A 13,688-nucleotide genomic window follows, 5' to 3' on the forward strand; every position below is an offset into this window, starting at 1 on the left:
CGGTCAAAGAATTCGGTTTGAGGACATAGGGCCAAAATATCGTCACGATCAACGACTATCGTCAATGCTGGATGGCAACCCCGAATTCACTATATAAGTACCTCGGATATTAAAATATCTTTTGTGCCCCTATTTCATCAAATATCTATAGTGCTCATAGAACAAATCCGAGCAAGTCCCATCTATTATTGATATCCTCTCTTTGGACCCCTCAGTCATCTGGGAGGCTATTTCCTCGGTAACTATCTTTCTCGATTCATTCGAAAGACCCTTTCCGGTCCCTATAACTCTATCGAAAGAATATTTCTTATCTTGCAATAGTAGCTTCATATTAAGGGGGAGGAAGGAGAATCCTAGAAATATAGCTAGATCAGACCCGGCTAATGACTCATCAATAGCTGATATTATTTCCGAGTCTGCTCCTTCAGTGAATGTCTTTATCTTCTTTGAGCTTGCTACTAATTCTGCAGGATGTAGATCTGCGCCGAAACCGGTGTCAATTGGATGATTCCATTCTAACTGGCCAAGGGAGCCGTATGGGTGTATTACATTCAGTGCTTCACGTACACAATTCAATTTGCTGCTATCTAGATGAAAATAACTCTTTGATGCATGTAAGAAAAACTGCTCAATACATCTGTCATAGTTGAATGAAATAAATGTAATGTTGTCTAGCGCCTTTATGAATTCATGGAAGTCTCTTTGTGATACAAGAATTCCAAATAACCTTGCGATCCACGTATCCTTAATATCATTAGTGTTTATTGTGTTGTAGATATTACCACCGCTTACGTAGAGGTGGCTAGACCTTTCTGCACCGTGAATGGTAATCGCAATCAATAACTTCCCAAGATTGACAATGTAGTCGTTGTCTCTGTGTGTATCCAAGAAATTGTCTATAGAGGGTGCTAATTGCATATTATTTGCTATAATTCTGGCTGCGCCATAAAATCCATTTATGTCCGGTTTATCCGGATCTCTTTCAGCCGCCAATCGGCGAATTGCATATAATAATGATTCTTTGCTCGCCGTTTTTATCTGATCTCTTCTGGCGGCGACGCTTGATATTGCTCTAATGATTTCTGTAAGCTCGGGACCTGTTGGTAATCCGAACTCCTTACTTGCTCCAGCCCCGACAATAAAAACGTTTTTCCGGTTGCTGTTACCCATTAATTCCACTGCTCCTAACCGGTAACCTTCTTTACAAGAATCTAGCATAAGCGGGTGTGTGACGCCTTGCTTATACTCACACTATTCTGGTTTATCCGCGGTTGCGAGATATGCTGTTGTGTGCATTTGCAGTTTTGCACCATGTCGCATTTTTCTTCCCTCCCGGTCGGATTTCTGGCGTCCGGTTTCTGAAAATCTGGTCTGATAATTCCTCCAACCGCCGGAGGACCGAATGGACGAGGACGCCGATCCAGAACAGCCCACCGATCCGCTGATCTCGGAGGCGCTTTCGGAGGCCGTGCCCGAGGCGGCGCCGGGGAGGCTGCGCAAGCGCGGCGGGCGGGCCGGAAACACGCGCCGCGGCGGACCGGCGATCCGCCAGACGCTCTGGACCGACGTCATCAACACAGACCATCCGACCGAGCCGCTGCCGCCGGAAGGCGTCGAGGCGATCCACGACGGGGCGATGCGCGTGCTGGAGGAAATCGGCATCGAGTTCCTCAATGCCGAGGCGCTGGAGATCCTGCGCGACGCGGGCTGCACGATCGACGGCGAGAACGTGCGCATGGGCCGCGACTTCGTCATGGAGATGCTCGGGCGGGCGCCGTCCGAGTTCACCCTGACGCCGCGCAACCCGGACCGCACCATCACCATCGGCGGCAGGCACATGGTGTTCGGCAACATCTCCTCGCCGCCCAACTGCTCGGACATCGAGCGCGGCAGGCGCAGCGGCAACCGCGAGGACTACCGGAACTTCCTGAAGCTGACGCAGTATTTCAACTGCATCCACTTCGCCGGCGGCTATCCCGTCGAGCCGATCGACATCCACCCGTCGGTGCGCCATCTCGACTGCCTGTACGACAAGCTGACGCTGACCGACAAGGCGGCGCATGCCTATTCGCTGGGGCCGGAGCGCGTCGAGGACGTGATGGAGATGGTGCGCATCGCGGGCGGGCTTTCCCAAGAGGCGTTCGAGGCGACGCCGCGCATGTATACCAACATCAACTCGACCTCGCCGCTCAAGCACGACTGGCCGATGCTGGACGGCGCGATGCGGCTGGCAAGGCGCGGCCAGCCGACCATCGTGACGCCGTTCACCCTGGCCGGCGCGATGGCGCCGGTGACGATGGTGGGCGCGGTGACGCAGTCGATCGCCGAGGCGCTCGCGGCCATCGCGCTGCTGCAATGCATCCGGCCGGGAGTGGGCGTCGGCATCGGCACCTTCACCTCCAACGTGGACATGAAGACGGGCGCGCCGGCCTTCGGCACGCCGGACTACGTGCGCGCCACACAGATCACCGGCCAGATGGCGCGGTTCTACGGCCTGCCGCTGCGCTCGTCGAACGCCTGCGCGGCCAACACGCCGGACAACCAGGCGACGTGGGAATCGATGATGTCGATGTGGGCGGCGGTCACCTCGGGCACCAACATGGTCTACCACGCGGCCGGCTGGCTGGAGGGCGGGCTGTGCGCCTCGTTCGAGAAGTTCATCATGGACTGCGAGGTGCTGCAGCAGTTCATCGCCTATTTCAGGCCGCTGACCACCGGGCCGGAGGACATCGCCGTGGACGCGATCCGCGAGGTCGGGCCGGGCGGGCATTTCTTCGGCATCCAGCACACGCAGGACCGCTACGAGACGGCGTTCTACTCGCCCTTCCTGTCGGACTGGTCGAACTACGAGAACTGGGAGGACCGGGGCGCGGTGACGACGGTGCAGCGGGCGAACAGGCTCTGCAAGCAGATCCTGGGCGAATACGAGAAGCCGCCGATGGACGAGGCGATCCGCGAGGAGCTGGCCGACTTCGTGGCAAGAAGGAAACAAGAGGGCGGCGCGCCGACGGATTTCTGATGACGATTGCAGCGTATCCCATCGCTTGTTCGCAGAACACACGGCGCTCCGTTCGGCGCGCCATCGACGACCGTGCGGTCGTGCCGGCGGCTTTCGGCCCCCCTCTCCGTCTCGCTGCGCTCGACACCTCTCCCCCCGAAGGGGGGCGAGGAAGCGGTGGCGGGCGCGACGCCTTTCCTCGCCCCCACGTAGTGGGGGAGAGGTGGTTTGCAAAGCAAACCGGAGAGGGGGAAACTGGCCGCATGTCGGAGAAGCCCTCCAGAAGCCGCAGGAAGCCCGGCGTCACCATGCGGGCGCGCCAATTCCGCTCGGCCGGCAACCAGGCAGAGGCGCTTCTGTGGACGGAACTGAAAGCGCGGCGGCTGAACGGGTTCAAGTTCGTGCGACAGTTTCCGGTCGGCCCCTATTTCGCCGATTTTCTCTGCCGCGAGGCGAAACTCGTTGTCGAGCTCGACGGCAGCCAGCACGCGGGCAGTGCACATGACGAACGGCGCGACGCGTTCCTCAACGCGGCCGGATACTCGGTACTGCGTTTCTGGTCCGTGGACATGCTGCGGGACCGGCAAGAGGTTCTGGCCTCCATCGTGGAGGCCCTGGAGGGGCGCCTGGCCGAGAACACGGACGCGCCCGACATGAATTACAAGATGGCGTTTCGTCGAGGGAGGGGCAGACCATGAAAACCAACACGCGCGTTGTCGTCATCGGGGGCGGGGTCGTCGGCTGCTCGGTGCTCTACCACCTGGCCAAGGCCGGCTGGACCGACATCATGCTGATCGAGCGCTCGGAGCTGACCTCCGGCTCGACATGGCACGCGGCGGGCGGGTTCCACACGCTGAACGGCGATCCGAACGTCGCCAAGCTGCAGGCCTACACGATCTCGCTTTACGAGGAACTGGAGGCGATGACCGGCCAGTCCTGCTCGCTGCATCTCGTCGGCGGCTTCCAGATGGCCGACACGCCGGAGCGCATGGACTTCCTGCGGCAGGTGCACGCCAAGTGCCGCTATCTCGGCATGGACACGGAACTGGTGACGCCGGCCGAGGCCAAGGCGATGTTCCCGATCATGGACGAGACGAAATTCGTCGGCGCGCTGTGGGACCCGGTGGAGGGGCATCTCGACCCGTCGGGCACGACGCATGCCTATGCCAAGGCGGCGCGGATGCTGGGCGCGGAGATCGTGCTGCGCAACCCGGTGAAGGAACTGACGCAGGACGCGGACGGCACATGGAACGTGGTGACCGAGCAGGGGACGGTGCGGGCCGAGCACGTGGTCAATGCCGGCGGGCTGTGGGCGCGCGAGATCGGCCGCATGGTCGGCCTCGAGCTGCCGGTGCTGGCGATGGAGCACATGTACCTGCTGACCGAGGACATGCCGGAGGTGGTCGAGTACAACGAGGCGACGGGGCGCGAGCTGTGCCACGTCATCGACTTCAAGGGCGAGATCTACACGCGGCAGGAACGCAGGGGGATGCTGCTGGGCACCTACGAGCGGGCCTGCAAGCCGTGGTCGCCGGTCGAGACGCCGTGGGATTTCGGCCATGAATTATTGCAGCCGGACATCGACCGCATCGCGCCGTCGCTGGAGGTGGGGTTCAGCCACTTCCCGGCGCTGGAGCGGGCCGGCATCAAGCAGATCATCAACGGGCCGTTCACCTTCGCGCCGGACGGCAACCCGCTGGTCGGGCCGGTGCCGGGGCTGACCAATTTCTGGTCGGCCTGCGCGGTGATGGCCGGGTTCAGCCAGGGCGGCGGCGTCGGGCTGACGCTGGCCAACTGGATGACGACCGGCGACCCGGGCGCCGACGTGTGGGGCATGGACGTGTCGCGCTTCGGCGAATGGGCGACGCTGCGCTACACCAACGCCAAGGTGCGCGAGAACTATTCGCGGCGCTTCCGCATCCGCTTTCCCAACGAGGAACTGCCGGCGGCGCGGCCCGCCCAGACCACGCCGCTTTACGACATCATGGTGAACGAGAACAACGCCGTGATGGGCGACTCCTGGGGGCTGGAGACGCCGCTGTGGTTCGCGCCGTCGAAGGACGAGGCGCATGATGTCGTCTCGTTCCATCGCTCCAACGATTTCAAGCATATAGGCGAGGAAGTGAAAGCGGTGCGCGAGCGCGTCGGCGTGACCGAGATCGCCAATTTCGCCAAGTACGAGATCAGCGGACCCGGGGCGGAGGCCTTTCTCGATCGGCTGCTGACCAACAGGCTGCCGAAAAGGGGGCGCCTCGCGCTCTCGCCGATGCTCAACGAGTTCGGCAAGCTGATCGGCGACTTCACCATCGCCCGGGCGGACGACGACCGCTTCATGGTGTGGGGATCGAGCGCGGCGCAGATTTATCACATGCGCTGGTTCGAACGGCACATGCCGAGGGACGGCAGCGTGCGCATCCACCGCTTCGACCAGACGCTCGTCGGCCTGTCGATCGCCGGACCGAGGAGCCGGGACGTGCTGGCGAAACTCGTGGACGAGGACGTCTCGAACGGGGCCTTCCGCTTCATGGATTTCCGCGAGATGGCGGTCGGCGCGGCGCCGTGCATGGTCAACCGGATCTCCTATACCGGCGATCTCGGCTACGAGATCTGGATGCAGCCCGCCTACGAGCGGACGGTCTACCGCGCCATCAAGGAGGCGGGCGAGGAGTTCGGGATCAGGGATTTCGGCATGCGGGCGCTGCTTTCCATGCGGCTGGAGAAGAACTTCCCGACCTGGGGGCACGAGTTGCGGCCGATCTACGGGCCGTTCGAGGGCGCGATGGAGCGCTTCGTGAAACTCGACAAGGGCGACTTCATCGGCCGGGAGGCGGCGGCAAGGGAACAGGCCGAGGGGCCGAGGCTGCGCCGCGTCTCGATGATCGTGGATGCCACGGACGCCGACGTGATGGGCGACGAGCCGATCTGGGCGAAGGTCGGCGACACGGACTACGGGACGGTGGAGGAATCGCACGGATACGGGCCGAGGCGCACCGGCCCGGACGGCAGGGAAGCGGGGCCGTCAGCGGCCGATTTCGGCGCCGCCTCGGTGCGCGGCATCGCCGACGGCGACTGGCGGGTGGTCGGCTGGGTGACGTCGGGCGGCTACGCGCATGGCGTCGGGCTGTCGATGGCGCAGGGCTACCTGCCGGCGGCACTGGCCGGGCGCGCGGAGGAGGGGCTGTTCGAGATCGAGATCCTGGGCGAGCGCTGCCCGGCGAGGATCGCGGTGGAGCCGCCCTTCGACCCGGCGGGCGAGCGGATGCGGGGGTAGGGTGGCGACTACCTATTCGTAAACAGCCTCGCGACCTTCTCGGTAGTCACCAACGATCCAGATAAAGCTCTGGATATCTATTCCGTCCCGAGGTTTCAGGTCCGCGAGCTCCATTTCGGTGCGTTGCCGAAGATCCAGCAGCGACGCATAGACGTTGAAGTCGAGGCTCGGCGTGTAGATCGATGCGAAGGGATGGCCGACCCGAGTGGCGTAGTCCTTCGTGACTTCGGGTTTGAGGAAGATATGTTTGTCTGGCTGCCAGAGAAACGGCAGGTAGGTGACGACCGTCCACTTGGCACAATCGTCTGGTTTAAGAATGGTCGAAAGGTCGTGTAGCGCCGATTCCGAAGGGGCAAGCGTGAACTTTGCCGCGGCACTGACAAACCGGTCGGCTCGGGGGCCACGTAGAACGGCCTGAAGTCGGGTTTTCTCGAAGGGCGACAAGAGATTTGTGGAGCGGTAGGCGGAAAGGATCGCCTCGCCAAATCCGGTACCATTTGCCGAGGCCTCGAGCGGCGCGGAAGTGTCCAGTTTCTGCTTTGCGGCGACCTTGTAGTCGCGTTCCTGTAACGCGTAGCCATCCGAGTGGAAGCCGTTGGGAAAAAATTTCAAAAATCGATTCCGAGCTCCCGAGTATCCGAAATAATCGGGATCGGACTTTCCGGATTCATCGTGCAGACGCCGCCAAACATCGTCGGCGTCGTCGCCTTCGACGCAAATTTTCCCGTCAGCTAGCCCGAAATAGGTTCCGTCCTTTTCGACGAGCCTAAGTTCCCTCTTACCGAGCGTTCCATTCCGAATGGTTTTAGGTGGCGCCATGATGCGAAAGTCTATCATCAGGAAATTGAGGCGCGCAATGTGGGCGCCCCGTCAATAGGTGCAGTCGGGGCCCTTCCTGCGGGCGCGGTCGATTTCGCGCTCGAAGCGCTTCGCGGTGCGGCCGCTTTCCCCGAATTCGACGGCTGCGCGGATGTCCTCCATCCCGGCGCCGAGTGCGAAGAGGGTATTGATGTTCAGGTCCCAGTAGCTGCCGTGCTGGACGATCCTTCCGGAGGCCATGCGGTCGATGAACGGGCCGACGGCATCGCCGGCGGCGGTACCGGCGCGGCACAGGCCTATGACACCGGCGAGATAGGGATGCTGCCACGCGTTCGGGCCCTTGCCGCGGAAACGCCAGGCGTCGTCGATCAGCCAGAGCAACGTGTCGGCACCCTCTGCCCCGAACTCAGACAGGCGCGTGAGCGCGGCATAGGCCGGAACGCGCAGGCGTTCCTCGCGGGCCAGCCATTCAAGGTCGCCACGGCGGGAAAGGATCGTCTCGCGCGGCAGGCGCGATACGACAATGCCGAGGCTCCGGACCTGTTGCAACCATCCCCTTGCGTTCGCACCCGGTTCGACGGCGGACAGATCGCGAAGCCGTTCGAACGCCGTGGCGGCGATGGCGCTGAAATGGGTTTTGGGCGCGTCTCCCGCATACAGCACGGCGGCAAAGGCCGCTTCCGGCACGGCGAAGCGCCGGTCGGCGAGGATGCGCCGGGATAGCACGCGGTCCGCCGGCGACATGGTGCGGGACTTCCGGATGCGAACGAAGAAATCCGCCGCGAGGGCGGAGGGCACCTCCGCCCGGTCGTCATCCAGCGCTTCGACCAGGAGACGCCGCATGGCTTCATCTGCGTCGTCCTGCCGGAGCGCGAGATCCCAGCCGAGCCGTTCGGCGAGGAACCCCCCGATGTTTTCCGATGACGCGTTTTCGCCGCCGCTTTGTTCCTTGCGGCGGACGAGGCCGGGATACATGCGCAGCTCGGCCCCGCCGACGACGCTCGGCATGTAGAGATGCCAGAGCCTGCGGTAGGCGACCGATGTCTCGCGGAAGGTTTCCCTGAAGGCGGCGCCGTCGCGTTCGTGCAGAGTGAGGCGACCGGCGGACACCGTGTCGGCGAAGATATCGAGGCCGGCGGAAATATCGCTCATGCCACGCTTGATCGCGCCGGAGGAGACGACCAGGCCGGCCTCGCCGAGCGGGGCTTCCTCTGCCACAAGGCAGGTGCCCGCCGCGATGCGGATGTTCATCAGCTCGGCCACATTTTTCCCGTCGCGGTTCCGGCGTTCGCCATCCAGCTTCACGGGGTCATTTCGCGGCAACTCGATGTCAGGGCAGGTGCCGCGTCGCTCCATGCGGTAGGCCGCGGCGACCGTGCCCGGCGCGGGCGGGTTCGAGACGTCCTCGCGGATATACAGCACGCGGTCCGCGACGCCGTTCAGCAACAGGCGCTGGCACAGGCCGTCGCAGCGCAGGGGTTGCGGTTTCGATGCGCCGAGCCGGCCGAAACGGAAAGCGATGACGCGGGCTTCGGTCCGTGCAAGGTCGTCGTGATCATCCATGGCAAGCTGCCGGGCCGCCGCGTCGAGCCGGGCATTGGCCAGGAGCGGCGGGACGGCGAGCAGGGCGAGCGCAACGATTGCGCCGCCGGCGCGAACAAGGAAACCGCCGCCGAACAGGCGGCCGAAAATCCAGGCGCCGAGCGCGACGAGAAACAGTGTCGGGGCGAGCGCGAGGTAGATGCCGAGCGGGATGCCGATGATGGTGATCATCGCGACGGACACGATGCTCGGCGCGAGCAGGGTGATCGCCGCGGAGAGGCCGAGGATGATGAGCAGGCCTTTCGAGACCAGCAATGAAAGTATCCGCATGAGGCAGCCCCGATCTGGAATCGCGACGACTTTGCCCGGAAAACGTGAAAAATCCGTCAGGCCCGCTTTCGACTGCATGGCTGGGGGGCGAAATACGTCATCGAATTCCTGCCGGCGGCCTAAGGCCCGGTGACGTCGTAGGTCCAGACGCGGAAGTTCTTCAGGACGTGCGGGCCGAAGGAGTTGATCAGCGGGACATCGGCGGCGTCGCGGCCGCGGGCGACGACGATGCGGCCGATGCGCGGCATGTTGTTGCGCGGGTCGAAAACGTGCCAGCGGCCGCCGAGCAGACAGGCGAGGCATTCGTCCGGCAGGTCCTGCACCGGGATTTCCTCGGCATCGGGAAAGGCGGGATCGTCGGTGCCGGGATCGGAGACGGCAGAGTCGGCCCAGAGCGAGAATTCCCCGGCGGGCGCGGTGAAGCGGCGGCAGACATTGCCGAACATGTCGAGATAGGTGTGCGTCGGCACGGCGGGCGTTGAGACCCGCCGTTCGGGCGCAACCAGGTCACCACGGCGCTCGGGCCTGATTTCCATCAGGCACACCATGGGCGTCGGCTGCTCGCACTGAACGGTAATGCGTAACCGAAACGGATCAGCATGAAGGAATTCTAGCGGAAATTGGCGGACGTCAGGATGTATTCCGGCTTCTGGCTGTTGGAATGCGCCTTGGACGCGGCCTTTTCTATGGAGGCGCGGTTCCTGTCGAAAGCGGCGAGATAGGCGGCTTCCTCGTTTGCGTCAGGGGCCACCTGGTCGGCAATCGCGTCGACATCGACACGGAAGGGGATGGTGCGCATCCCTTCATAGCCGAAGAAGCGCACCTGGCGGCGGGTGTCGTCGTAGTTCCTGCTTCTGTTGGGAAATGCCAGCGTCATCGTGCGATGTTCTCCAAATACGGGTGTTCAAACGGGTTCGACGCCGCGGCGACCGGAGCCCGATGGGCGGGTACGGGCGCCATTTCGCGATCGCTCTTCGACGGGCCCGAACGGGTCCAGTGTCATGTTTCCCGGGGCGTGTCGATGGCGCCGCGGAAGAATTCGGTTCCGTCCTCGTCAAGGATGCGGACGAGATCGGGTGTCTGCGGCATGCTGCGCGAGGCGGCCAGCACGAGCGCGATGCTTCTTGCCGCCGCCTGGCTGACGGCGTCGCAGCGGACGCGGTCAATGACGGCGAGCATGGTGCCGGGCAGACGGGTACGGCAGTATTCGATCGTAATTCTCATCCGCTTCGCCCTGCACGGAAAGTCGTGGGTTTACTTCTTCTTCCTGGCGGAAAACCCGGCGGCCTCGACGATCTTCACCGGCGACATGGCGCTTGCGGACATTGCCTGCTTGGGTTTGCGGACTTCCTTGTTACTGCGTTTCTGACCCTTGGCCATGATGATAGCTCCCTTGTGGATGCGTGGGTGTCACAGAATGTCGTTTTCGGGGCCGTCGCCGCGCTTACGGTCAAGTTCGAGCGCCTGCTCGAGGTCGGCATGGTCGATTTCCACCATCTGCCGGGTGCGCGCGCCTGCGTGACCGGCGTGAAGGTGGATGAAGGTCGCGGTGCGGTGCCATGCGATCCATGACAGGCCCTCGACCACCTGCTCGTCCTCGTCGATGTCAAATTCACCCGGCGGCTGGGCATCGCCGAGGCCGGCCAGGACAAAGGGATGAAGGAAGCATGCGGTGGAGCGGCGGGTGCGTGTCTGCATCTGATGGTCCCGAGTGGCGGAAGAGCTGTTCCGCGGAAAAGGATGCACCGCTCGTCTTCGCCGGTGCCAGCGCAGGAAACGCAAGAAGATGCCGCTCCCATCCTGCAGGAGGGCACCGGGCGCGGTTTCGGGAATCGCGCCCGGCATGATCGCGCCGCGAATGTGGCTTATTCGCGTCCGTCCGCGCCGCCGCTGACCGTCAGCTTAGGCAGGACCCTCTGCGCGTCGCGCAGGGCGAGGTACCACGGGTCCATGGCCAGGGTGCGGTCGACGAGTTCCCGCACGGTTGCCTCGTCCTCGTCGCTTTCGACCCGGATGTCGACGCGGGTCTCGAGCGGCCCGGCCGGGGACGAGCCGAGCCCAAAGATGGCGCTGTCGTCGAAATCGGTCTCGACCGTGACCTCGACGCTGCGAAAGACCAGTCCTTCGCGCGCGGCGAGCATCTTGATCGCCATGCCGACACAGCCGACGATCGCGACGCGGGCATGGAAGCCCGGCGGCGGGGCGGACGCATCGCCGCCCATGCCGCGGCCGAGATCGGTGACGGTCGAGAAACGTCCCTGCTCGACCGTGCAGGCGAGGCCATCATCGATCCGGCCGGTGGTCACGAGCGTGCTTTTCGCATCCTCCGGCCGGGCCTTCATCCGTGCGATGACGCCGTTCTGGGTTTCGCGTATCACCCTGTCGCGGTCCGGCTGGGCCGCGAAGTCTTCAGTTTTCGTTTTCATATCAAGCATGTGAGTCTCCATTTCATGCGGCCATCCTGCCGCGGGTTCGAGTGATGTGATCGGCCAGCACTTCGGCATCGGCGCCGACGCCGTCGATAAGCGCGGAGTTGCGGCGACGCATGAAGGGCAGGCCGAGAACGTAGAGGCCGGGCAGGACATGCCCGCCGCGATGGGCGAGACGTCCCCTGGCGTCGAAGACCGGCAGGTGCAGCCAGGCATAATCCGGTCGGAAACCGGTCGCCCAGATCACCGTCCGGTACCTGCCGCGCGACAGGTCGCAGGCCAGGCGCGGAGCGGACGGGCAGGCGGTCGGATCGAAGCGTTCTGCCGGATCGAGGCCGTCCAAACCTTCCTGCAGCGCCCAGTCGTCGAGCGCGGCCAGCAGGCGGTTCATCTTGAGATCCGAGAGCGCGCAGTGATTGGCGAGGGCGCCCGAGAACAGCACCCGGCCGTCGCGGATGCCCGCCAGGCGGCCGACGATCTCGATGCCGTCGCCTTGCAGGGCATTCAGATCGAGGAATTGCCGTGCCGACGATCCGACAAGCTGCAGCGAGGGGACGCGGCGGGCGCGGTCGATATCGTCGACCTCGTCGATGGTCGTGCCGTGGATGCCGGCGCGCTCCATCCACCACTGGATGTCGCGGCCACGGTAATGGCGCGGCATGCGGATATGCTCGCCGGCGGCCAGCGTGACCTCGTGTCCGGCGGCGCGGATCTCGTCCGCAAGCTGGACGCCGGTGGCGGATGCGCCGACAACCAGGACGCCGCCGGGCGGCAGCTGGCCGGGGCCGCGATAGCCGAACGGCGTCAGCTGCAGGATATCCCCGGGCAGCCCGGCCGCCAGCGCGGGAACGTTCGCGACGGCGCAGGCGCCGGTCGCGATGACGAGGTTGCGGCATGACCATTCGCCACGGTCCGTCGAAACGCGGTAACCGCCGCCTTCCGCCGTGACGGAACGGACCGTCGTGAAAGGCTCGACGGGCGCGGCGCTGGCCGCCGCGTAGTCGCCGAGGTAGCCGACGATTTCCGGCATCGACATGAAGCCGTCCGGGTCGGGTCCCGCATAGGCGAAGCCGGGAAGCCGGCTCTGCCAGTTGGGTGTGAGGAGCCGCAGGCTGTCCCAGCGCTCGCGGCGCCAGGAGTTCGCTACTTCGCCACGCTCGAGCACCACGTGGGCAATGCCGCGCTGCGACAGGCAGTGGCTCATCGCAAGGCCGGCCTGGCCGGCGCCGATGACAACCGTGGAAATGCGTCTCATTGCATCTGCTCCTTGTCCGGGTTTGCGGAGGCTTGCCGCCGGGCCGCGATCAGCGGGCCTTGCGGGGGATCGGGCCGGAGCGTGCCTTCGGCGCGATGGCGAACGGCTTGTAACGGCCGAGGTCGAAGCGGGCAGCGCCGCGCAGGTGTTCGGGGGCGATGTACATCTGTTTATTCCTTTCGTTTCGGGGAGGTCGGCAATTGCGGCCGGGACACGTGCCCCGGCCGGTTGTCGTGGGGCGTCAGGCCACGGAAACCGCGACGCTGGTGGGGTTGGTCAGGATGTCGAACACGGCCGAGCGCTTCTGCGACTGGGCGACCAGTGCCTCGATATCCTCGCGACTGGCATCGGCGTCGATTTCGAAGCGCACGCGGATGGACGAGAAGCCGTTGCGGATTTCCGGGTCCATTCCGAGGATGCCCTGCACATCGATATCGCCTTCCACGACGGCGCGGACCGACTTGAGCTGGATGCCGCGATGCTGGGCGACGGCGGCGACACCGCCGGTCAGGCAGCTGGCCAGGGCCGAGAGCACGATCTCCGTCGGGGTCGGGGCGCGGTCGGCCGCGGCGAAGACGACGGGATGGTCGGACTCGATCCTGAAGGTCTTGGCGCGCTGGTGCTCCTCGCCAAGGCCGAAATAGCCGTTGATGGCGTTGGAGCTGTAGGTGCCCTCGACCCAGTCGCAGGTGCTGCGGAAGGTGAACCGGGCGGCCTGCGGGGCCTCTGCGAAAGCGCCGCGGGCGCCGATGAGAGCTTCGGTGTTGACGCCGTTGTCGGCGATGGTGGTTGCGATATTCATGGTATTTTCCTTTCGGGTTTTCAGAGTTGGTTTCAGTCTCGATGGGGACGCGGCCAGGTTTCCGGCGGCCGCGCCATGCCGGCCCTAACGCAGGACCAGCAGGTGAGCGGGAAGCAGCGTCCGGCGATGACCGTCTTTCGGTCGGTCGATGCCGGAAATCTGCGAACCCATGCCGGAATTGGTTTTTCCGTTCGCTGCGGAAATCAGGGCGTGAAAACGCCTGGAAACGGGGTTTTTCATCT

At 63.8% G+C, this 13,688-nt stretch carries 14 protein-coding genes and 1 pseudogene; 3 read left to right on the forward strand and 12 right to left on the reverse strand.

All coding sequences use genetic code 11. The features are described 5' to 3' along the window. Positions 1–129: 129 nt before the first annotated feature. Positions 130–1,170, reverse strand: coding sequence for an SIR2 family protein (locus HTY61_RS02170; RefSeq protein ID WP_175275249.1), 1,041 nt, complete (start codon positions 1,168–1,170; stop codon positions 130–132). Positions 1,171–1,402: 232 nt separating this feature from the next. Between HTY61_RS02170 and HTY61_RS02175 the strand changes: the two genes are divergently transcribed. The 3 genes from HTY61_RS02175 (at position 1,403) to HTY61_RS02185 (ending at position 6,269) form a co-directional block, all read left to right on the forward strand. Beyond that, the gene (locus HTY61_RS02175; RefSeq protein WP_175275250.1) at positions 1,403–3,019 is read left to right on the forward strand and encodes a trimethylamine methyltransferase family protein; all 1,617 of its coding nucleotides are present in this window, start codon (positions 1,403–1,405) and stop codon (positions 3,017–3,019) included. A 242-nt stretch (positions 3,020–3,261) separates the two neighbouring features. Further along, positions 3,262–3,696, forward strand: coding sequence for an endonuclease domain-containing protein (locus HTY61_RS02180; RefSeq protein ID WP_175275251.1), 435 nt, complete (start codon positions 3,262–3,264; stop codon positions 3,694–3,696). After that, positions 3,693–6,269 (forward strand): GcvT family protein, encoded by a 2,577-nt coding sequence (locus HTY61_RS02185; RefSeq protein WP_175275252.1) that lies wholly within the window; start codon positions 3,693–3,695, stop codon positions 6,267–6,269. Before HTY61_RS02180 ends, HTY61_RS02185 begins: the two co-directional genes overlap by 4 nt. 12 nt (positions 6,270–6,281) lie before the next feature. Here the strand turns inward: HTY61_RS02185 and HTY61_RS02190 are convergent, their stop codons facing one another. From HTY61_RS02190 to HTY61_RS02235, 11 genes and pseudogenes are all read right to left on the reverse strand, one after another. Further along, positions 6,282–7,088: a hypothetical protein gene (locus HTY61_RS02190; RefSeq protein ID WP_175275253.1), complete on the reverse strand. Its 807-nt coding sequence runs from the start codon at positions 7,086–7,088 to the stop codon at positions 6,282–6,284. A gap of 51 nt (positions 7,089–7,139) precedes the next feature. Further along, complete coding sequence (locus tag HTY61_RS02195) at positions 7,140–8,960, reverse strand: hypothetical protein (protein ID WP_175275254.1); 1,821 nt, start codon at positions 8,958–8,960, stop codon at positions 7,140–7,142. Between the two features lie 119 nt (positions 8,961–9,079). Next, positions 9,080–9,561 (reverse strand): annotated as a pseudogene (locus tag HTY61_RS02200) (hypothetical protein). 9 nt (positions 9,562–9,570) lie between these two features. Beyond that, positions 9,571–9,837 carry a DUF1488 family protein gene (locus HTY61_RS02205; RefSeq protein WP_175275255.1) on the reverse strand — a complete coding sequence of 89 codons (267 nt, stop codon included), beginning with the start codon at positions 9,835–9,837 and terminating at the stop codon, positions 9,571–9,573. Positions 9,838–9,959: 122 nt separating this feature from the next. Further along, positions 9,960–10,184, reverse strand: coding sequence for a hypothetical protein (locus HTY61_RS02210; protein ID WP_175275256.1), 225 nt, complete (start codon positions 10,182–10,184; stop codon positions 9,960–9,962). 30 nt (positions 10,185–10,214) lie between these two features. Continuing rightward, positions 10,215–10,340, reverse strand: a complete 126-nt coding sequence (locus HTY61_RS19580) for a hypothetical protein (protein ID WP_281367568.1) — start codon at positions 10,338–10,340, stop codon at positions 10,215–10,217. 30 nt (positions 10,341–10,370) lie between these two features. After that, on the reverse strand, positions 10,371–10,658 hold the full coding sequence (locus HTY61_RS02215) for a hypothetical protein (protein WP_175275257.1): 288 nt from the start codon (positions 10,656–10,658) through the stop codon (positions 10,371–10,373). Between the two features lie 167 nt (positions 10,659–10,825). Next, positions 10,826–11,395 (reverse strand): OsmC family protein, encoded by a 570-nt coding sequence (locus HTY61_RS02220; RefSeq protein WP_175275258.1) that lies wholly within the window; start codon positions 11,393–11,395, stop codon positions 10,826–10,828. 13 nt (positions 11,396–11,408) lie between these two features. After that, positions 11,409–12,644: an NAD(P)-binding domain-containing protein gene (locus tag HTY61_RS02225; protein ID WP_175275259.1), complete on the reverse strand. Its 1,236-nt coding sequence runs from the start codon at positions 12,642–12,644 to the stop codon at positions 11,409–11,411. A gap of 241 nt (positions 12,645–12,885) precedes the next feature. Then, positions 12,886–13,446 carry an OsmC family protein gene (locus HTY61_RS02230; protein ID WP_175275260.1) on the reverse strand — a complete coding sequence of 187 codons (561 nt, stop codon included), beginning with the start codon at positions 13,444–13,446 and terminating at the stop codon, positions 12,886–12,888. Between the two features lie 84 nt (positions 13,447–13,530). Beyond that, complete coding sequence (locus HTY61_RS02235) at positions 13,531–13,686, reverse strand: hypothetical protein (RefSeq protein WP_175275261.1); 156 nt, start codon at positions 13,684–13,686, stop codon at positions 13,531–13,533. Positions 13,687–13,688: the final 2 nt, after the last annotated feature.

The sequence above is a fragment of the Oricola thermophila genome, from assembly GCF_013358405.1.
GTDB lineage: Bacteria > Pseudomonadota > Alphaproteobacteria > Rhizobiales > Rhizobiaceae > Oricola > Oricola thermophila.

Bases quoted from the DNA above. Each gene is read 5' to 3' on its own strand.
- HTY61_RS02175 (WP_175275250.1), top strand. From the start codon at position 1,403: ATGGACGAGGACGCCGATCCAGAACAGCCCACCGATCCGCTGATCTCG.
- HTY61_RS02235 (WP_175275261.1), bottom strand. From the start codon at position 13,686: ATGAAAAACCCCGTTTCCAGGCGTTTTCACGCCCTGATTTCCGCAGCG.
- HTY61_RS02185 (WP_175275252.1), top strand. From the start codon at position 3,693: ATGAAAACCAACACGCGCGTTGTCGTCATCGGGGGCGGGGTCGTCGGC.
- HTY61_RS02215 (WP_175275257.1), bottom strand. From the start codon at position 10,658: ATGCAGACACGCACCCGCCGCTCCACCGCATGCTTCCTTCATCCCTTT.
- HTY61_RS02190 (WP_175275253.1), bottom strand. From the start codon at position 7,088: ATGGCGCCACCTAAAACCATTCGGAATGGAACGCTCGGTAAGAGGGAA.
- HTY61_RS02180 (WP_175275251.1), top strand. From the start codon at position 3,262: ATGTCGGAGAAGCCCTCCAGAAGCCGCAGGAAGCCCGGCGTCACCATG.
- HTY61_RS02170 (WP_175275249.1), bottom strand. From the start codon at position 1,170: ATGGGTAACAGCAACCGGAAAAACGTTTTTATTGTCGGGGCTGGAGCA.
- HTY61_RS02210 (WP_175275256.1), bottom strand. From the start codon at position 10,184: ATGAGAATTACGATCGAATACTGCCGTACCCGTCTGCCCGGCACCATG.
- HTY61_RS02225 (WP_175275259.1), bottom strand. From the start codon at position 12,644: ATGAGACGCATTTCCACGGTTGTCATCGGCGCCGGCCAGGCCGGCCTT.
- HTY61_RS02195 (WP_175275254.1), bottom strand. From the start codon at position 8,960: ATGCGGATACTTTCATTGCTGGTCTCGAAAGGCCTGCTCATCATCCTC.
- HTY61_RS02205 (WP_175275255.1), bottom strand. From the start codon at position 9,837: ATGACGCTGGCATTTCCCAACAGAAGCAGGAACTACGACGACACCCGC.
- HTY61_RS19580 (WP_281367568.1), bottom strand. From the start codon at position 10,340: ATGGCCAAGGGTCAGAAACGCAGTAACAAGGAAGTCCGCAAACCCAAG.
- HTY61_RS02220 (WP_175275258.1), bottom strand. From the start codon at position 11,395: ATGCTTGATATGAAAACGAAAACTGAAGACTTCGCGGCCCAGCCGGAC.
- HTY61_RS02230 (WP_175275260.1), bottom strand. From the start codon at position 13,446: ATGAATATCGCAACCACCATCGCCGACAACGGCGTCAACACCGAAGCT.